General features: G+C 53.1%; 20 protein-coding genes and 1 tRNA gene. 8 read left to right on the top strand and 13 right to left on the bottom strand.

Annotated elements, in window-relative coordinates:
* Positions 1-5 precede the first annotated feature (5 nt).
* Positions 6-2,603 (bottom strand): type VI secretion system Vgr family protein, encoded by a 2,598-nt coding sequence (locus tag E4T21_RS09295; RefSeq protein WP_149284724.1) that lies wholly within the window; start codon positions 2,601-2,603, stop codon positions 6-8.
* Between the two features lie 618 nt (positions 2,604-3,221).
* Between E4T21_RS09295 and E4T21_RS09290 the strand changes: the two genes are divergently transcribed.
* The 3 genes from E4T21_RS09290 to E4T21_RS09280 all read left to right on the top strand — a co-directional run bounded on the left by E4T21_RS09290 (position 3,222) and on the right by E4T21_RS09280 (position 5,132).
* Positions 3,222-3,803 (top strand): IS1 family transposase, encoded by a 582-nt coding sequence (locus E4T21_RS09290; protein WP_149284723.1) that lies wholly within the window; start codon positions 3,222-3,224, stop codon positions 3,801-3,803.
* 97 nt (positions 3,804-3,900) lie between these two features.
* Positions 3,901-4,119, top strand: a complete 219-nt coding sequence (locus E4T21_RS09285; protein ID WP_149284722.1) for a DUF4224 domain-containing protein — start codon at positions 3,901-3,903, stop codon at positions 4,117-4,119.
* Positions 4,116-5,132 carry a tyrosine-type recombinase/integrase gene (locus E4T21_RS09280; RefSeq protein WP_149284721.1) on the top strand — a complete coding sequence of 339 codons (1,017 nt, stop codon included), beginning with the start codon at positions 4,116-4,118 and terminating at the stop codon, positions 5,130-5,132. The genes E4T21_RS09285 and E4T21_RS09280 overlap by 4 nt, the downstream gene beginning before the upstream one ends.
* Before the next feature lie 153 nt (positions 5,133-5,285).
* Here E4T21_RS09280 and E4T21_RS09275 read toward each other — a convergent pair.
* Positions 5,286-5,376: transfer RNA gene (locus E4T21_RS09275), tRNA-Ser, on the bottom strand.
* Between the two features lie 504 nt (positions 5,377-5,880).
* Positions 5,881-6,753 (bottom strand): LysR family transcriptional regulator, encoded by an 873-nt coding sequence (locus E4T21_RS09270; protein ID WP_149284720.1) that lies wholly within the window; start codon positions 6,751-6,753, stop codon positions 5,881-5,883.
* 143 nt (positions 6,754-6,896) lie between these two features.
* Here E4T21_RS09270 and E4T21_RS09265 point away from each other — a divergent pair, with 143 nt between their 5' ends.
* Positions 6,897-8,075: a multidrug effflux MFS transporter gene (locus E4T21_RS09265; protein ID WP_149284719.1), complete on the top strand. Its 1,179-nt coding sequence runs from the start codon at positions 6,897-6,899 to the stop codon at positions 8,073-8,075.
* Between the two features lie 117 nt (positions 8,076-8,192).
* Here E4T21_RS09265 and gstA read toward each other — a convergent pair whose 3' ends face one another.
* Positions 8,193-8,813 (bottom strand): glutathione transferase GstA, encoded by a 621-nt coding sequence (gene gstA, locus E4T21_RS09260; RefSeq protein ID WP_149284718.1) that lies wholly within the window; start codon positions 8,811-8,813, stop codon positions 8,193-8,195.
* A gap of 116 nt (positions 8,814-8,929) precedes the next feature.
* Here gstA and E4T21_RS09255 point away from each other — a divergent pair, with 116 nt between their 5' ends.
* A complete protein-coding gene (locus E4T21_RS09255) occupies positions 8,930-9,253 on the top strand; it encodes a winged helix-turn-helix transcriptional regulator (protein WP_149284717.1) in 324 nt (107 codons plus the stop codon).
* 104 nt (positions 9,254-9,357) lie between these two features.
* Here E4T21_RS09255 and E4T21_RS09250 read toward each other — a convergent pair whose 3' ends face one another.
* From E4T21_RS09250 to E4T21_RS09235, 4 genes are all read right to left on the bottom strand, one after another.
* Positions 9,358-9,753, bottom strand: a complete 396-nt coding sequence (locus E4T21_RS09250) for a DUF1090 domain-containing protein (protein WP_187775138.1) — start codon at positions 9,751-9,753, stop codon at positions 9,358-9,360.
* Between the two features lie 366 nt (positions 9,754-10,119).
* A complete protein-coding gene (locus E4T21_RS09245; RefSeq protein ID WP_149284715.1) occupies positions 10,120-10,317 on the bottom strand; it encodes a hypothetical protein in 198 nt (65 codons plus the stop codon).
* A 191-nt stretch (positions 10,318-10,508) separates the two neighbouring features.
* Entirely contained in the window at positions 10,509-10,712 is a 204-nt protein-coding gene (locus E4T21_RS09240) for a hypothetical protein (RefSeq protein WP_149284714.1), read from the bottom strand.
* A gap of 654 nt (positions 10,713-11,366) precedes the next feature.
* On the bottom strand, positions 11,367-11,693 hold the full coding sequence (locus E4T21_RS09235; RefSeq protein WP_149284713.1) for a YnfA family protein: 327 nt from the start codon (positions 11,691-11,693) through the stop codon (positions 11,367-11,369).
* Positions 11,694-11,956: 263 nt separating this feature from the next.
* Between E4T21_RS09235 and E4T21_RS09230 the strand changes: the two genes are divergently transcribed.
* Together E4T21_RS09230 and E4T21_RS09225 are read left to right on the top strand one after the other, a co-directional pair.
* Positions 11,957-12,931, top strand: coding sequence for a zinc-dependent alcohol dehydrogenase family protein (locus E4T21_RS09230; RefSeq protein ID WP_205423480.1), 975 nt, complete (start codon positions 11,957-11,959; stop codon positions 12,929-12,931).
* Positions 12,932-13,234: 303 nt separating this feature from the next.
* Positions 13,235-13,507 carry a hypothetical protein gene (locus E4T21_RS09225; protein WP_149284712.1) on the top strand — a complete coding sequence of 91 codons (273 nt, stop codon included), beginning with the start codon at positions 13,235-13,237 and terminating at the stop codon, positions 13,505-13,507.
* Between the two features lie 189 nt (positions 13,508-13,696).
* On the opposite strand, the gene E4T21_RS09220 is transcribed toward E4T21_RS09225, so the two are convergent.
* From E4T21_RS09220 to E4T21_RS09210, 3 genes are all read right to left on the bottom strand, one after another.
* The gene (locus E4T21_RS09220) at positions 13,697-14,281 is read right to left on the bottom strand and encodes an NAD(P)H-dependent oxidoreductase (protein ID WP_149284711.1); all 585 of its coding nucleotides are present in this window, start codon (positions 14,279-14,281) and stop codon (positions 13,697-13,699) included.
* Between the two features lie 199 nt (positions 14,282-14,480).
* Complete coding sequence (locus tag E4T21_RS09215; RefSeq protein WP_240349344.1) at positions 14,481-15,536, bottom strand: L,D-transpeptidase family protein; 1,056 nt, start codon at positions 15,534-15,536, stop codon at positions 14,481-14,483.
* 293 nt (positions 15,537-15,829) lie between these two features.
* Positions 15,830-16,276, bottom strand: a complete 447-nt coding sequence (locus tag E4T21_RS09210) for an SRPBCC family protein (RefSeq protein WP_149284710.1) — start codon at positions 16,274-16,276, stop codon at positions 15,830-15,832.
* Positions 16,277-16,788: 512 nt separating this feature from the next.
* Between E4T21_RS09210 and E4T21_RS09205 the strand changes: the two genes are divergently transcribed.
* The gene (locus E4T21_RS09205; protein WP_205423479.1) at positions 16,789-17,229 is read left to right on the top strand and encodes a CBS domain-containing protein; all 441 of its coding nucleotides are present in this window, start codon (positions 16,789-16,791) and stop codon (positions 17,227-17,229) included.
* A gap of 185 nt (positions 17,230-17,414) precedes the next feature.
* On the opposite strand, the gene rloA3 is transcribed toward E4T21_RS09205, so the two are convergent.
* Together rloA3 and E4T21_RS09195 are read right to left on the bottom strand one after the other, a co-directional pair.
* Positions 17,415-18,002, bottom strand: coding sequence for a retropepsin-like aspartic peptidase RloA3 (gene rloA3 / locus E4T21_RS09200; RefSeq protein ID WP_149284709.1), 588 nt, complete (start codon positions 18,000-18,002; stop codon positions 17,415-17,417).
* 223 nt (positions 18,003-18,225) lie between these two features.
* Entirely contained in the window at positions 18,226-19,005 is a 780-nt protein-coding gene (locus tag E4T21_RS09195) for a glycosyltransferase family 32 protein (RefSeq protein ID WP_149284708.1), read from the bottom strand.
* Between the last annotated feature and the right edge of the window lie 118 nt (positions 19,006-19,123).

Below are 19,123 nucleotides of genomic sequence, written 5' to 3'. Positions count from 1 at the left end.
CTGCCTTAACCCCCTAGCGGTGCAGCGCCGCTACGCTGCTGATCGGCACCTGTCAGTTGCGTTTCGCAGCCGCCTTCCGGCAACTCCGGTATGGCGCCGTCCATCCCTTGCGGGCCGGAAAAGGCTTGCTGTGCGCCCTTGATCTCGACCTTGCCCGGACAATGCACTTCGATATCGCCGCCCTTGATGCGGATATACCCGCCACCGCTGGTGAGCAGGATTTCCTCGGCGGCTTCGATGCGCACCTTGCTTTCGGTCGAGGTGATCTTGACGTCCTTCTCGGCGGTCAGCGCCATTTCGTCGCTTTGGGCCTGGATATCGACCTTGCCCTTGGCGGCGAACAGCTTGATGCCGGCACGTTGCACAAACAGAGAAATCCTGTCGGAGATAGCACCGATCAGGCTCTTGCCTGCGGCCAGGTTGATGTCATCACCGCTGGTCACGCTCAATGACTTGCCCTGGGCCAGATGGGTCGATTCCGGTGTGCTGGCGGCAATCCCTGCCGGTGAGCTCAAGTGCAGCCAAGGCGCCTTGAGATGTGCGGCTTCGCCGCGCCCGGCCTGACTGGCGCCACGAGCAGTGGACTGGTCCTGATCCGCGGCAGGATCGGCGCTGCCGTATGTTCCCTGGGAGTCGTCACTGGCCTGCTTGAGGTTGGTACGCGACTCGAGAGCGTCGGCATTGTGCTGAGTGGCGCTTTCACTCAAGGCGTCAGCCAGGCGATGCGCGCTCGACAGCTGCTCGGTGGCCTGCGTCAGTTCAAGCTGGTCGCCAGGAGCGCCGAGCTGGCCCCAACTGGTCAACAGCAAGCCCTGATTGGCACGGATGGCGCCGTAGGCATCGGAGCGCAGTTCGAAGCCGGTACCGCGGAAGGCGCCGCGGGTATTGCCGTTCTGGTGAATCAGATAGCCAAGGTTGAGCTGGCTCTTGTCATACTCGGAATTGAGGCGTACCCGCTCCTGATCAGTGGCGTCGTCGAACACCAGTTCGTTGTACTTGCCGCCACGATAGGTCTTGGTCTTGAAGCCGGACAGCAGGCCATTGCTGTGCCATTCGGGAGTCTGGTCGCCGTTGTACACCCGGCCAGTGATGAGTGGCCGCGAGGGATCGCCCTCGAGAAAGCTGACCGTCACTTCCTGGTCGATACGCGGCACGAACACGCCGCCCCAGCCGGCCCCGGCATTGGGCTCGGACACGCGCAGCCAGCAACTGGAATGGTCATTGCGCTGGCCCTGGCGGTCCCAGTGGAACTGCACCTTCACCCGGTTGAGGTGATCGGTATGAATCTCTTCGTTTTCCGGACCGACGACGATGGCCGTCTGCAAGCCGCTCAGCACCGGGCGCGGGTGATCAAGAGAAGAACGGTACGGCTGACTGAGGCGCTGAGATTCGAAATCGACCAGGTAATGACCGGTACCGGCCTGCTGGTAGTCGTCACGGTACAGGCTGCCGTCTTCGAGCCCATGTGCCTTGCGTGCATCGTCTATCTGTTGCTGTAGGCTGCCTGGCAAAGTATTGAGATGCACCGATACCGGTAGTGCATTTTCGGCATGAATGGTCAGGCCGAGCACCAGGAACTGGCGTTCGCTCTCGTTACCGCGCTCATGGCGAGCATGCTGGCTGAGCTCGAACCACTGGCCGGTCTGTAGCTGGCGTACCCCGCCAGCCCCGTGAAACCGCTTGGCCTGGGACTCCAGGGCTTCCATACGGTTGACGGTCAGGCGCTCTCCACGTGGATAGTCGTGGTAATAGTACTCGCCGGGATAGTCGTAGACTTCGATATCCGGCAGGTTGCCCTGGTCACGAATGGTGTCCAGACCCGTCCGCTTCTCCAAGCGTGGCTGCTTGTAGTCGAAAGTACCGACGCTGACACGGTTGGGCTGCTGGCGACGCCGACCACCCCATTGGGTGATGGTGTCTTCTGTCTCGGTGGCATCCTGGCGATGGAAGCGGATCGTCTGTGGTGCCACTGGTGTGCAGGTGGCCACATCGTCGGTAATGACCAAACGGTGTCCATCAAACTCTGCGTCTGGACCAGCATGCTCCCAATAATAAAACAGGCCTTCCTGTTCCATGAGCCGGCTGACGAAATGGAAATCTGACTCGCGATACTGTACTTCGAAGGAGCGAACGGGATACTCACGCCGCAGAGCAAAGCGCCAGCGTCCCTGGGCAATGGCGTGCGGTTCGAACACCGTCTCGAGGATCTCGACGACGTTCTTGTCCTGGAAGATGCGGCTGTCGTGGCCCAACTGAAGCATGGTCATCCATGGCACCAGGGTCACTTGGTAGTAATGCACGCCGCCATCCTCGCCAAGCATGGCGACCGACTCCACCAATCCAGACAGCGAGCGGTACTGGCCATCGGCCTGGCGGATGCCCAGTTCGGCGGGCTGCGCGATCAGACTCTTGAGCTCGATATCACCGCGCTGGGAAATGCAATCGAGAGTATAGGAAAACGGTCGCGACAGGCGCTCTTCACCGACCAGACGATGCGGGATCAGATCCGTGCCACCGAGCTTCAGGGTCAGCAGGCGTTCGTGCTGCGATAGCGGCCCCGATAGGATACGGGCCAACAAATCACTGGCATCATCCGTGAACATGGTTCATGTCCCTCTACGCGCTTGTATCGCATGATTATCAAATGCCCTACACAATACAGGAAACCCGGATATCAGCCCATAACAGGGGCCATTCAGGCCATGTAAGCAATAGCGTATTTGCTTGTACGACATCTCTTACACGGCTGCTATCTCCGTGTCGTAGTTGAAATTCTTAAGAGCTAGCGTGACAGTTTGCTTTTGGAAGGATTGCAGCAGGGCATACTCAGGCATCACGGAAGGAGCCCCTTCTGATGATGATTCATAGGCAGCGGAGGAAATTAGGTGGCTCACTCGGAAACACACTCCCGAGCTCCTGAAAGGCGGAAAAACACCATGAATGAAGTGTCCTTCATTCTGGAGCGCCCACCTTTTGAGCTTCTACCAGAACCCTTGGTATCTGCCGCACGCGGCTTCGTTTTGTACCTTGATACCCTTCCTTTCAGTAGACCTCCCAACTGCCCCCGGTGTGGAAGTGAGTCCATCTACATGACATATCCCGCCCATACGATTGGAAATGTGAGAGATAGCTATCTATGCAGAGACTGCGGTAAACAATTCAATATTTTAACGGGTACCCCGCTTCGCCTCATGCGGCACCATGCTAAATGGAGCGATTGGATGCGATATCGCTTCAGCGGCTTATCTCAGGAGCGTATCGCATCGCTGGTAGAAATAAGCAATAAGGCATCACTCAACTGGGATAAGGCCTTCATCCGCGTCATGGAAGCCTATGACAAACCTCTACATGACTGGTGGCATAGCCACCAATCATTGACCTCGACCGAACTTAGTCCGCACGTAAAGATGGAACTGGATGAATGTCAGAAAGCTTTGCACATTCTGTGCTACACGAAGGAAAGAGCATGCCCTGTGTGCGATGCACCCCCAAAGTATGTAAAGAAAGGGAAAGACAGGCGCATTACGGATTATGTCTGTTCGGGTTGCGGGACATCCTATAACAATCTCACAGGAACACCTTTTACCTTCCTTCATAGAATTGATGCATGGCCAAAATTTCTAGAACTAATGGTCAACGGGTATCACGACACCACGCTTCAGGAGCATTTCGATTTCGATAAATCTCGTACCGAATTGTGGCGACGAGCTTTCATGAAATTCTTGAAGCAAGACTGGCCGGTTTTAGCGCATTGGGCAGTCTGGATGTGGTCAAGACGACGAGTCACACCGACATCACTGTAGTACTCAAAAAAACGCAATGAATAGCCGCCCACCGAGGCGGCTTTCTTGTATGTACGGCCCTAGCGATCTCTCGCAGAACAGCACTCAAGGAGCGATTATGCCTCTGTTCCTTACCAATGAAGAACTGGAAGAACTCACCGGCCGAAAACGTCGGAAGGAGCAATGTGAAACCCTCGATGGAATGGGGATTCGCTGGAAGATGAACGCGGCAGGCGGTCTGATTGTTGGACGCCGGCATGTAGAACAAGTGCTGTGCGGCGAAGGAGTAACGCCACAGAAACGCACCCGCCCGAACTTGGAGGTTCTTGCTCGATGAAGGAATCGATCGGCATCCCTAGAGTGTATTGGCGCAAGGGAGCCTGGCGATACATGTGCAACCAGCGCCAGAAGGCCCTGGTAGGAAAAAGTTGGATTTTGCTCGGCACCACTAAGGAGGAAGCTCTAGAAGCCTTCAAAGACTGGGAAGCAAGACTATTTCCCAAGGCGAGCATGGGAAGGCTATTCGACCGCTACGAAGCAGAGATCATCCCTGCTAAGCCATCAGAAGCAACACGGCGGGCGAACAAGCAAGAGCTCAAGCGCCTTCGCCAGGTATTTGGGGAATGCGAGATCGAGGACATCACCGTTCACGACATATACGCCTTCATGGATGCCCGAGGCATCACCTCGAAGACCCAGGCCAACCATGAACTTGCCCTACTCAAGCATGTCTTTCGCTATGCCCAGCGCTGGGGCATCACAGAGCGCAATCCAGCGGACCCCGTCTCCAAGTTCAAACTGATGCCCCGGGATCGTTATGTCACGGATGACGAGTTCCGCATATTCCTGCGCCACACCACCCCCTGGGTGCGTCGATATGCCTTGTTCAAGTACAAGACGGGCCTACGCCAGAGAGACATGCTAACCCTGCGCCTTGATCAGCTGCAGCCGCAAGGCATCACGTTGCGCACGAGCAAGGCCAAGAAACAGGCTGTGATTCCTTGGGATGATGAGTTGCGCCGCCTGGAGGCAGAGATACAGGCTGACAATCTGGCTCGTGGACACCAGGGCCCTACCCTGTTCTGCCGAAAGAATGGTGAGCCCTACGACAAGGATCACTTCCACAGCCGTTGGCAGTACGGGATGAAGAAGGCCATCAAAGAAGGGAAGATCGAACGCTTTACGGAACATGACCTGCGAGCCAAGCATGCAACGGATGCCGAGCGACAAGGGCTCGATGTCCAGGCAAACCTCCAACACAGCGATCGACGCACCACAGAAATCTACCTACGTGCAAAGCAGGTGCTGAAGGTTTCTGCCTTAGATATCGAGGGGCTTCTCGAGGGGTGAAATAGGCAAAATCATTAGGCTTTAGTCTATTCTTTGCTGGTCTCACCGCTAGGGGGTAACGGATATCGTTGCACCCGTTGCACTTTTGGCTGTTTTTTGACCAGTAGAAATGAAAAAGGGAACCAGCTAAGTAGCTGATTCCCTTGAATAAGGTGGCGGAGGGACAGGGATTCGAACCCTGGGTAGGCTATTAACCTACGCCGGTTTTCAAGACCGGTGCATTCAACCGCTCTGCCATCCCTCCGGCTCACGGCGGTGTACTTTACCAGCTTTTCTCCAAACGTCAACAGTTCTGTCCGATCAATGTGTTAGAGCATCCTTTTCTGCCCTCCGGCTAGCGTGTCTGAGTGTCCTAGAAAGCGATATGGCAGGGCTCATGCTTAGCCTGCAGGTTCTAGTGGGCAGAATAAGGTCTTAACTGACGTTTTTGGATAAGACCGCTGCTCGGAAGAAGCCCAGAATGGGCGTCCTGCTCATCGCCAACAGGAAATGGACAGGTATCTCCTGCCCCCTTCCTACAGCCTTGGCAGAGCGGCCATCGGGGTGGATGCAGCCTTTTCGCCCGGCAGTATTCACCACTCATGGCCAACCAGGCCAGTCGCAACGACTTGCCGCCTGCGGGCGGCTTTTTTTACCTCTCTCGTAGCGAGATACATTTGGTATCCGCCAATGGGCCGATGCAGTATCAAGAATTTATATAAAGGCGACAGGAGGCCTGGAGAGTAATGAATACAGGCTGGATGTGAGCTCACGCGGAGGTGAAGGCTTCAGCAATCGCTTCTACCACTACCCGCACCCTAGCGGTATGGGCCAAATCCTGATGCAAAACCATCCAGGCTTCATAGGGATTGGTTCGTTTGCGCTTCGGCCAGACTCGTACCAATTCAGGATCGCGCTGTGCCAAATAACTGGGTAGCTCCCCCAGTGCCAAACCTGCACGTACGAACGTCGCCAGCAGCAAGCTGGAATCGAGTTCAGCAACCACCCGACCTTCTCCCAACGGCTCACCTGCAAGAGTGTCATCCTGGCGTACCGTCACGCCTTGCTGGTACAGCGCGATATCATGCCCTTTGAACCCTTCCCCTTGCTGAGGTTCGCCATGGCTCTCCAGATAGCGTTGAGACGCATACAGCCCTACTTCCCAATTCCCGAGCTGACGCACGATCAGGTCAGGTTGTTCTGGGCGCAGAGTACGCACAGCAATGTCAGCCTCGCGACGAGCCAGGTCGAGCAACCGAGTGGACGTATTCAAGAGCACTTTCACCTCGGGATACTGGGCCTTCAGGTTTTCGATAGCAGGTACCACGAAGTCCACTGCCAATGCATCCGTCGTGGTCACCTTCACTTCCCCAGCTACCCGCTTGTCCTTGCCTTCACTAAGACGCTCGAAGGAAACGGCCATCCGTTCCATCCCCTCAGCCGTCTCGAGCACTTGGCGACCAGCATCGGTTAAAACAAGCCCTCCTGTGGTGCGCAAGAACAGTCGGCTTCCAAGACAATGCTCCAGGCCAGCCAAGCGACGTCCAACGGTTGTCTGATCGACCTTCAGAAACTGCGCGGCCCCTCGTAGAGTGCCGGCCCGCTGCACTGCCAGAAAGATGCGTACATCATCCCAATTCATTCGCCCTCCGAGCTGCAAATTTGCATGCACTGGCTGCACATTCCTGCATTTTCACATGACGAAAGCCTGCATACCATAACGGGACATTGCCCTTCTCTCATCATGAAGCCCGCAGGCACTGCCCGCGTGCTCGGAGCTCTGCCATGCCAAGATTGTCATTCATCCTGACGGTTGCGATGCTCAGCACCTTTGGGCTGATCGCGTCGGATGTCTATCTACCTGCCATGCCCAGCATGACCACGGAACTTGGGATCAGCGATTGGCAAATGCCGCAGACTGTTTCTGTTTACCTATTGATACTGGCGATATCACAACTGCTCTATGGGCCATTGTCCGACAACTTTGGGCGCAAACCTGTACTGTTTATTGGTATTTCGCTCTACATCATCGGCTCTCTGGGGTGTGCTACTACCAGTAACTACACGGTTTTCCTGGCATGGCGCATGCTGCAAGCAGCGGGCTCGGCAGCAGGCTTGGTCATTGGCCGTGCCCTGATCGCCGATACTTGCGATAAACACACTTCGGCCAAGGTTTATGCAATTGTCTATCCGCTGGTCTCTTTATCACCGGCTCTGGCGCCAGCTATCGGCGGTCATCTAGCGGCCACTTTCGGTTGGCGAACTGATTTTTTGTTTGTCGCCGCTTTTGGCGCTCTAGCACTGCTGATGGTACAAACACTTCTACCCGAGACACGCCCCAAGACAGCTCGTGCATACACGCCTCCCTTTGCAGGATATGGACGTGTACTCGGCGACCAGAAATTTCGCCGCTATACATTACTGATATGCTCGATCTACTGTGCCTGGTTCGTTTACCTGACTCAGTCGCCTTTCCTGTTCGCACGCCAGGGATTGAGCGAAGAACAGAGTGGATGGCTGTATTTGCCACTGACGGCATGCATCATTGGCGCCAATCTGCTGGCCAAGCAACTGCTCGACCGCTGGCCGTACGAGCGCATCGTGACAGCAGGCATCATTAGCTTTGTACTTGGCGGTTCTGCATTCGTGATCATGGATGCACTGCAGATATGCAGCACAACCGCCATGATCTTACCGATGTGTCTCGTGAGTTTGGCCAACGGTTCTTCGTTGTCACTCGCCGTATCAGGCGCCATCGCAAGCGAACATGGTCATTCGGCTACCGCTTCGGGTTTGGTCGGGTGCTGCCAAATTGGCAGTGCTGCACTGGTAGCAATGGGCGTTAGCGCACTATTTGGCACTAGCAGCACCGTACTCTCCATCTCTGTATTGGCTCTCTCATTACTGGCCCTTGCAACATGCTTGTCGCAACGGTGCTGCCGGACAGCCGTTTCCAGTCGTTGATACCAAGGATTGGTTGGCCCGGCATTCCTCCTGCGCATCACTCAGCTCTAGTACACCACTGTCGTGGCTACCAGAGCTGAGATTTGCCAGGACACGTCAGCGCATGCCTCTTTACACTCAGCTCAGTACTGGCTGGGTTTTCGCCTCCTCAGAGATAGCTTCTCTCACGGATGCACGTTCACCAATACGCCCCAGATACTGCTGCAAGCTTGGCCATTTGCCCAGGTCAATAGCGAAAAAGCGCATCCAGAGTAATACGGTATACAGATAAGCATCCGCGATACTGAATTGTTCACCCAGCACATAAGGATGGCTGTCCAGCCTTACCTCCAGATGATCTAGCCGTTTGAATAGCTTTTCCTTGAAGATCTCCTTCGCTTTATCAGGAAGGTCTTTGTTGAATAACGGCCCCGCCCCTCCATGTAGTTCACTGGTAATGAAATTAAGCCATTCCTGAAGACGGACTCGCTCCCAGGTTCCACTGGGCGGAGCCAGACCCGCTTCCGGCTGCAGATCAGCAAGGTATTGCAGGATAGCGGGCCCTTCCGTGAGCACTTCACCGTTGTCGAGCAAAAGCGCCGCCACATAGCCCTTGGGGTTGATGGTGTAAAAGTCCCTGCCGTCTGCCGTTCTCTTCGTCTTGTTGTTGACCCTAACCAACTCGAAAGGGAGACCCAGCTCTCTCAAGATGATATGAGGAGACAGAGAGCACGTGTCCGGAGCAAAGAACAACTTCATGAAAATACCTCCTTCAGGTGGAAAGGAGCTCAGTGTGCTCTCTTTAGTTATTGTTTTATAGAAGGAAATATTTTGTTATATAGGCACATTTTTTATACTTGCAGGGACATGGCATTGTGAAAAAGAGCGTTTCTGGCTGCTCAGTCGAAGAGGCCATTCTCCTTGTTGGCGGACGTTGGAGAATGCTGATTGTCTCGTTTCTATTGGAAGGACCTAAAAGATTTAATGAACTCCGACGAGATGTTCCCAATATCTCTCAACGCATGCTGACACTTGATCTGCGCGCCCTTGAAGAAGCAGGCCTGATCCAGAGAACCGTCTTTGCCGAGGTGCCCGTGAAAGTCGAATACCGGCTCACCGATGATGGGCAGCGCCTTCGCCCAGTGATTCATGCTCTACGAGAGTTTGGTCTATGGCTGAAGGAGAGAGACAGACCATAGCCAATGAGCAACGTCTTGCCGCATATCACCCAGAACCAGACAAGACACAGCCCCTGGCAAACCTTTGCCAGGGGCTGTGTAGGAAAGTATGGGGAGCTTCTTGCTTACTGGAGCACTTTCAACTGCTCGATACGGGAGTTGAGCTCGTCGACTGCCTCTTGCAGCTCTTCCCGTTGCTCCTGGATGTCCTCAAGGTCGCCATCTTCCAGTGCTTCATCGAGATCTTCCTGACGATCACGCACTTTCTCCTGACCTTCGCGAACCTTTTCCTCGGCGTCAGCCATGAGACTCTCTTGGGAGCAGTTTTCCTGGATGCCAACCAGAGCACGTTCAAGTCCGCGCACCTGATCCTCGTTACCATGATCCTTGGCGATTTGCAGCTGACGCTGCACTTCTGCTTCTTTGTCACTGCATGGCGAAGCCGAATCATCGGCAACCGCACCATTGGCGAATGCAAGACAACAGCACAATGGGGCCAAATACTTGTACAGACTTCTCATGCGATATCCGTATCCTGGGAATGGGTCTGGGAGCATAGCGTATCGTGTAGCGATCGCACAGCCCGGCCAGCCGCATACAGGGAGGCATGCTTCTGTGGAGAGCTCGACCTTGATCGTGTCGATCATCACCATGGTAGGAAAAAATTGAGGCAGTTATTTTCAGGTCGGATATTTTATTCTTGTTTTCCAGACAAGAGCCTTGAAGTGATATTTCTTATTGCATTATTCACCATCATAACCTGAGGAAAATAATTCTATGTTTGTGCTCATGATGTCAGCATCCTTCATGGAATACTCTGTTGTCATGAAATAGTCCGGCACCCGGCAGAGGTGTCATAACCCTTGACCGCCGGATGCCAGGTGGAATTATCCTGGGTTATTCCCACCAAACAAGACAGTCTTTACAGAACGCGGAAAGTCGTCTCCACATCCTGTCTTCTGGCATTCAGAGATGGCCGCATCCAGCATCTCCCGAGTTTTATCGGGTTCAACATCCTTTAGCACTTTAAATGCGGCACCAAACATCAGGGATATTTGGTGTATCAGCTTTTCTTCTGGCGACATGAGAATAAACTCCAGGCACGATGAGTGAGCTGTCATGATTTACTCTGCATGATCCACACCGCAACTGTATATTTATACATAAATGCTGCACAACCTTCAGATTTTGTAAAGTTAATTTTCTTTTTATGCTTTCTGGTGACTCATCATCTCAGCACAGTGACATTGAGAGACGTCTCCGTTTATCCTCAAGGTCATGGCAACTCTCGGGGAGCTTCTCGCCACAACAGATCAATCACATCCCACAGCGTGAGTGACTTATAGTTTTCAGGCAGTTCAATGGATGGGCTGATGGTTTCATTCCCATTAGTCATTTTGGCAGCAATGACAGGATGTTTTCGACACAGCTTGAATTCAATCTCACGAAGTTCCCATCCACCACGATAGTTATATGGCATGATAAAGTCCCCGCACAACGAACTAGCCCTTAGTCTTGATTCTTATTGACCTTCTTTCCAATAGCGTTTTGTCCGATCTATAAACCATTATCCCAGCATCGTCGCTTTCTCTTGAAAGCCGTTACCGGACTCATCAATGAAACCAGATCATCGAACATGTTGAGGTAGGCAGCATTTCACAGCATGGCTTATTTTGTAGTTGTCAGGTGCTGTGCGATTAATGTCCTATGGGTCGCCATGGCCCCATGTGATTTCTGGACACCTTCATGCAGGTAAGTTGTGGAGCAGTGGAAACTGTTACTTTTTCAACACAAGGTTTCTTAGGCAAAGGAAAGCTTATTCTTACTCATTCACATATATAACAAACTGATTATCAAGATATTTTTCATCACTCCACTCAGATCTTCTCAATCACCATGCCTTACCGAGTTGCAGCCCATTCCAACACTGCTAACATCCTTTCCCGTGGTGCTTCCCTTGCTTGCAAGTGGCACCCACCCTGCGATGCCATATGAGGTCACCGGACGATCTCTGGCCCGTCTGAGTTCAACGGACGAACTCAGGCGGTTTGCATGCTTCCTGCAACGCTTTCTTGTGCGCCCATCTTGCATGCACACCTCTTCAGCCAAGGCGTATACGGATCAAATCACACGCTCACCCGGTTCTGGGCCCCATCACAATGACCAGCGCACCCAGTACACAGATCATGGCTCCCGCCATGTCCCAACGGTCTGGACGCTGGCCTTCTATGCTCCATAGCCATATCAGCGACGTAAGAATATAAATGCCACCATAGGCAGCATAGGCCCTACCCGCAAAATCAACATCGACTCGAGTCAGCACCCAGGCAAACAGCAGAAGACAGGCAGTGCCCGGAATCAGCCAGACAGCAGATTTTCCTAGCCTCAACCAGGCCCAGAAAGCAAAGCACCCTGCAATCTCAGCCAGTGCCGCGACAAAAAAAGTTGGAATCGTCCACATTGATAAGATCTCGTTTCCTCAAGAGTGCGTCTCGTCGTTCCGATGATTTCAATATTTTTCCAGCCTCACAACTGCGCTGGCCACAGCCTTGGTCATGAGGTTCTGCATATCGCAATCCATCGCTATCATGACCATGTGTTCTTCTGGCCACTAAACGAACGTGCCTCGATACGAACATAGCTGGATAGCCATCGGCATGTGTAGGGGGATGAACACTATCTGCCTGGCGTCCAACCAGCGAGCTCGACACAAAGGAATCCATTGTGGATCAGGAACTGGCAAGCGTAGAAAACCGGGCACTGGTATATCGAGCCTTTGGTGAACCGGAAAAGACGCTGAGACTGGAGACTTTCAAGACAGGACCACTGCAGCCTGGGCTGGTACGCGTAGGCATGAGCATGTCCCCTATCAATCCATCAGACCTGATTCCTGTTACGGGAGCCTATCGGCATCGCGTGATTCCCCCCTTGGTAGCAGGATATGAGGGACTGGGGGTCGTCAAGGAAGCACCTCCCACTCACACGCGGCTTGTCGGGCAGCGCGTGCTCCCATTGCGGGGCCCTGGAACATGGCAGGATCATGTCGATTGTGTCCCGGACTGGCTGATCAGTGTACCTGACGATATCCCTGACCACCTTGCCGCGCGAGCCTATATCAATCCCCTGGCAGCTCTATTGATGCTTAAACGCTGGCATCCCGCAGGGCGAAGTGTGATGGTCACGGCTGCGGGATCAACGTGCGCCGGACTCCTGGCTCAATGGGCACTCTCACTAGGAGCGACCCATGTCGTCGGGATATATCGCTCTCCCCGCCATATTCCAGATCTGCAGAAACACGGCATCATTCCTGTCAACGCATGCCATCTTGCAGAAGTCGCAAGCTGGGCAAGAGCCGTTGACCTGGTCTTTGATGCAGTAGGGGGAAATCTTGCAACGATTTTGCTTGGTTCCATGCCCAAGCATGCGCACCTCATTTCCTATGGACTGCTGTCAGGCATGCCTTTTTCCCACCCCATGCATGGCCCTTCCGTGACACGCTTTCATATTCGCGATCAATTCGACGGTCTGCAGCCTTCAACCTGGCAAGCATGGTTTCAGGAAATATGGTCCCTCCTGCGGGGTTCCTGTCTTCCTGAAGTCGAGAGGATTCCATTGGAGAACTGGCATGAAGCACTGACCCTCTTTCAACAGTCAGGCCGCAGGTTCAAGCCGGTTTTATCGTTTCAATACTCGGAATGACGCGGCTTCTTGTCCCCTGCTCAAGGCTTATGTGATGCCGCCGGGCCAACTTCTGCAGCGGATCACCATAACACTCTCCATCATGTTCTCTTTATCCGCTGACCCATCGAGTCGTGTGACATGAACAGTGTGAGGCATTTTGATGAAAATTAAAAAACAGTGTTTACGAACATTGTTTTTATACTACTCTGAAGATTAGATGGTGCCTGCTCAACGATATAGAGGTGTCATTCTTTTCCCCTCAAGCAATGAGTGACCAAGAGTCAGTTCCATGGATCCACAAGGAATCTGGAGGGATGCAAAATGAACAGAACATTGCTGCTGACCCACATGCCTTCTGAGAAACACCACTATCCCAAGGCTCGCATCGTACGTCATGCCTTGCCGTTCTGGCGCCGTCCACGAGCCGAAGTCTCACATCAGCTTCATGACAAGGTCGAGGTTGGCTGCCTTGCACACACTTATCACGAAGTAGTGGGACCTGGAGAGATGGCGAATGCCAAGCGCAGGCTTGACTTCTATGCCCGCTGGAATGGTCTGAAAGCGCCTCACTTACAGATCTGGAAAATTTCCTGACATGGTGCTTAAGCTAGTTCCGCCTGGGAGCCTTCTGATGCCCCAGGCGGCCTATTGAGGACCTAGTTGAATACCAAGTACTAAGTTGAATACCAAGTACTAAGTTGAGTATCAAGTACTAAGCTGAATATCAATGACCAAGTTGATTACCAGATAGTCTACCGGAGAGCAGCGGGTGAAGCCGCTACTTCAGGCAATGGCAAAGTACCTGTACAAGTGCTCTCGGTAAGCTGTCATGTCGTCCTCGACATCAGGCGCCTTGATGACATCGTTGGCGAGAAACGTTGGCATGCCTTCCATACCAACGAATTCCTGTGACTTATGGAACGGGAAGTAGACGGCTTCGACACCAAGACCTTCAAAGAAGTTACCGGGCTCATCGAAAGCTTCCTTCGGTGCGTTCCATGTCAGCGACAACATATAGCGACGCCCCTGCAACAGGCCTCCACTGCCATAATGACGGCTTGGGTCCGTACGTGAGCGACCGTCATTGGCGTATAGCTTGCCATGGCCTGCGGTGAAGACTTCATCAATGTACTTCTTGACGGTCCACGGAGCTCCCATCCACCAGCCAGGCATTTGATAAATGACGACATCGGCCCACAAGAACTTCTCGACCTCTTCTTCGATGTCATAACCATCATCCACTCGGGTTTCCTGGATGACATGCCCCATCTCGGAGAGTTCACCGCGGGCCAGCTCATGCAGGGTGTCGTTGTAACGCCCTCCAGAGTGTGCAAACGCCTTGGCGCCATTGATCAGCAAGATATTCATTAAATCTCCAGAACTAGAATGCATGCGCTCTTGCGCGACGATGGGTCACGAGTCTGACGCGTCACGGCGAATGAATAAACCCGTTAGTCTGCAAAAGACTTTTTGAGCAAATGCAAAAATACGCCGCCAGTAACGGCGGCGTAATCCTGGCGATACAGGCGCAAGAAGGTTCAAGCACTCAAGGTGAGAGCTCGAACTGTCATGGCCGGTTGTCGGCCAGAGACAAATCAACCTGGATACTGCCATCGGTTGCCAAGCCGATATGATCATACAATGAGCCAGGCAACGGTTGAGACTCCGCAGGAGGTGAGACCAGAGCAACAGGCCGACCGCTGGAGTCCTTGATCGCCTGAGTCAGAATGCCGTGATCGATGTGGAAACTACTATCCTCGGCCAGAGCATCAGCCCTATCGGTCGCCTCATCGACACGCTTGAGGACCGTCGTCTCGCTCTCTTCCTCTTCCAATACCGGATAGGACTGCGCGTAGAGCACACCATCAGACCAGCCAAACTTGGTTGGCTCATTGACGATACGTACCTGAGTACCTACCGCCACCTGATCGAACAGATGTTCGACATCCTCGGGCAGCAAGCGTATGCAACCATGAGTCACGCGCATGCCAACACCTTCAGGCTTGTTGGTACCGTGGATCAAGTAACCCCGAAAGCCCAGGCGCATCTTGCGGCTACCCAGAGGATTATCCGGGCCTGGCGGAACCACGCCAGGAAGCGGGTCACCGGCTTCAGCATGCTCGCGACGAATGGATGCCGGTGGGTACCAGGATGGGTTCTTGATCTTGTCCGTGATGGACGTCGTACCCAGCGGAGTCTTCCAGTCCATGCGGCCTACCGCGATGGGATATGTCTGAACGATGTCAGGCTGGTTGGCCGGATAATAGTACAAGCGCATCTCGGCAACGTTGATCACGATTCCCTTGCGCGGAGTGTCCGGCAAAATGAAGCGGCCCGGAACGACGACCTCGGTACCCTCTCCTGGATACCAGATACTTACCTCTGGGTTAGCACGAACCATGGCGTTATAACCTAGCCCGTATTCATGCCCGATAGAGATAAGGGTATCTTCTTCCTTGGCCCTGACGACCAGGACGTTGCCAATCACATCACCGTTTTCAGGCAAGTGGTAGTAACCACGGCGAAGCTCTTCTGCCATGGCAAATGGGGTTAGCAGCAATGTGGCCACACACAGCGTCCAGGCCAAGCGAGCCAAAGGCCGGAGAAAGCTCTTCAACATCATGGGACACCTCTCAAAGGATCCACACAAGCAACAAAGAGCAAAAGAACGCTCACTGCCATATGTCGATTCACTTATGCAGGTTCAATAAGCATAGTCGGCTCTTCTCCAATCGCCAGACACCAGGCCATCATGCGCGCATCTCATGAGAAGAGCGCTTTTACATGTGTGGTGCAGGGACATGGCAGAAATACAGACAATACGGCTCAAGGCCCACTATTCCCCATCAGATGAGTCCTCAGCACGATGTCGTTGATACAGAAGGCGGTACCACGACCGCCCCCTTTCAACACCGCCTACTCATCGGGAATTTCTGCCTCGACCAGTTGTGCCAGCAAGGACAGTGACTCCTGCCATCCGACATGACAGGCCTCTACAGGTATGAGATCGGGAATACCTTCCTGGGTGATATTCAGCTCAGTCCCGCATGATACAGGGGTTAGCGCAACGGTCACCTGCATCTCACCAGGCAAGCCAGGGTCATCGAAGGTGTCGGTATGGCGAATCCGCTCTCCGTGCACTAATTCAAGATACTCTCCACCGAAAGAATGCTTCTGGCCTGTAGTGAAATTGGTGAACGACATTTTGTAGGAACCACCGACACGAGCGTCCAGATGGTGCACTTGGGCGACAAAGCCGTTGGGTGGAAGCCACTTGACCAAAGCAGCGGGATCAAGGAACGCTCGATAGACCCGCTCAGGCGACGATCGAAGAACGCGATGAAGGCGAAGGGTACTGGGCATGACGCTTTACTCCTCTGATTGACTGCTTTCAAGGGAACCACCTTCTATAGTCGAGCAGGCAAGTGCGATTTCGACAACCTGGCCCCTTCACGAATGAAACATCGACGGCTCACCCTGCCTCGCCGCCATGGCGACTGATTTCCACTGTTGAAACCCGTGGACTGGCCTAAAATCAATCTATAGCTGATCACGATGACGATCCGGCGAGTAGCGTCCGTTCTCCGATCAGTTGGGGAATCGATAAGATTCCGAAGCACATGGAATGGTTAAAATTCAGACAGTAAAGTCGAATGAGTTTATAGAGGGCTAATGCACTTGAAGAGCTGTTGCACTTAGAGATCTTTTGCACATGAAGTGCTTTCGTACATGAGGAGTCCTTGTATATGAGGAGTTCTTGTATATGAGGAGTTCTTGTATATGAGGGACTCATGTACTGAAGCACCTGTGCAGTCGAAAATTGATGTATCTAGTCAACCTAAGCTGCACTCGGCAAGTAGCGCCCGGAGGCAGTCATGAAAGTCAAGCAAGCAATGTCGCCCCTGCACGTCAAGCAGGCAATGCACAAGGGCTGTACCTGGTGTCACCCAGACATGTCATTGGCAGAAGTCGCTAAAATACTGCGCGACGAAGACATTGGTGCGGTTCCCATTGGGGAAAACGATAAGCTGATAGGCATGGTGACCGACCGAGACATCGTCTGCCGTGGCGTAGCGCTAGGAGACATTTCCTCACTGACCGCCCGCGACGTAATGACCGCAGGTATCGAGTGGTGCTTTGAAGACGACGACATGAATACCGCCATACAGCTAATGGAGGAACAGCACCTGCGTCGCATGCCAGTGATGAACTTCAACAAGCGCATGGTGGGAATGCTGAGCCTCGGCGATGTTTCACATATGGTGGCCAGTGAACAATGTGGAGAGCTTACTTCAGCAGTAACTGCCCATCACTGAGTGCCTGTTGCCGGCAGAGCGCCACTCTCCTTGTGCAGCCCTATGCAGCATGCACTGCATGGGCTCTCCGTGGTGATGGGCTGTACGGAATAGGCAGTATCTTTTCATCATGAAAAGATCAGGAGGCCGTCACCTTGACGCCTCCTGGTCCCTTGAGATGGCCTGGCTAACCGAGTTCAAAGAGATCAGGCACCAATATCTTCATCGTATTCCTTGTCCTTGTACTCATGGACAGGAGAGTCGTCATCGCAGTCTGCGTCATGCATGAATGTCTGGGTAACATCGACTGCCCCCAAATCCTGAATGGTACGCCGCCCCAGCAATACCGGGTAAATCATATCGTCACGGTCCCGGAGACTGAACTGCTCTTCATAGTATTCTCCTCCGACGCAGACGGTCATCAATACTGCCGGACGACTATCCTCCCCACCCGCGCCGCTCAGCGCCAGTTTGCGCACGACCTCTCGTTCGAAGGTCTTCGACGCCTTGTCGTCAGTTGCCTCGTCTTCCACTTCGACATCGAAACTCACCCAGTCTTCTCCGTCGCGCTCGAATTCCTCGATATTTTCCGCCTGCATTGATGATGTCAATGCACCAGTATCGAGCTTGGCCTTGACTTCAGGCCCCCAGGACGGCTCGATTGTCACTTTCTCCACCCAGCCATAGGTGTTGTGTTTCCCATCACTGGCCATCGCCACATTGCTGATCAGCCCCGTGCTGATCAGGCCTGCGGCAAGGCATGTGGTCAAGGTATGGCGCGTCGACTTAAACATTGTTTCTCCTTGAGGTGACCGCGCGGAGCTTTCCCGGCCATCAAATGTCCTGTCGGCCTGTTCGCCGATCCACATGTGACCGAATGATGCCTGAGAGAACTGTCATCAGAATGAAGATCCTATTCATCTTCAGTTCATATTGCACGCGCCAAGCTTTCTCATGGCCTCCATCCATGCCCTGTCCATCCATGCCCTATCCACCCATGCTCTATCCACCCATGCTCTATGAGCCTACCACCCTGGTTGTTTTTTGTTGCCTGGTCCATTTCCCTTCTTTCTTATCAATATATTGAAAGTACTCATTTGAGAATGAGCCTTGAATGCAGATCGAACGATTAGAGACGCTATTGACCTCCCCCAAGGACAAGGCTGCATTCATTGCTCCAGGCCCCGTCATGTCAAAGACACCATAAATCTGATTCTCACGGATATTGGCAACGACAGTGTCAATGATCCTTTTAATGCGAGGATCGTATGGACGAGCAGCCAGGAAGTAATTGGATAACTCGCCTTTCTTTGTAGCGATAAACAGTTCTTGATGTTGAGATAAAAGTAATTCCATAGGCCATACGGCATGCGCATCGATATCCATATAAACCCCACCTTCCCTGTAGATGACAAGAAGGCGCCATAGATCAGCCTGGGCGGCCCCAATCTGTAATTTCCTATAACAATCGTATATATCTGATGAAAAATTCTCTTTAATATAATTCATTCTATCGCCAGTGGTCATGAAGCGATAGTTAAAATTAAACCCCATAAATCTATTCACCAGATAATTTAAATATACTGGCAAGGTCACTCGTTCAGTGTAATTTGTCTGCCACAAAGTTCTAGGAATACGGTCTGTTTTATTATCACGCAACCATATGGCGCTGGACTGTGCAGGAAGTCGAAAGCGATGATGAGGCATCACACTATGAAAAACATACGAAAAGGCCTTGGATATGGCCCCGATGAATTTCAGAACCCTTCCCGAAGCCAGCCTTAACGTGCAAGTCATAGAGGTACTTCCTCTGTTTCATCTACTGCGACAGCTCTTGCCTCTGTCGCCCGATGCTGTCCACGAATGGAAACCAGGTCAGATATCCAAAGCAGATCCGGAACTGACGACGTCAGCC

The organism is Halomonas binhaiensis, assembly GCF_008329985.2.
GTDB classification, from domain to species: Bacteria; Pseudomonadota; Gammaproteobacteria; order Pseudomonadales; family Halomonadaceae; genus Halomonas; species Halomonas binhaiensis.
This window is presented reverse-complemented; position numbering and strand designations above follow the sequence as displayed.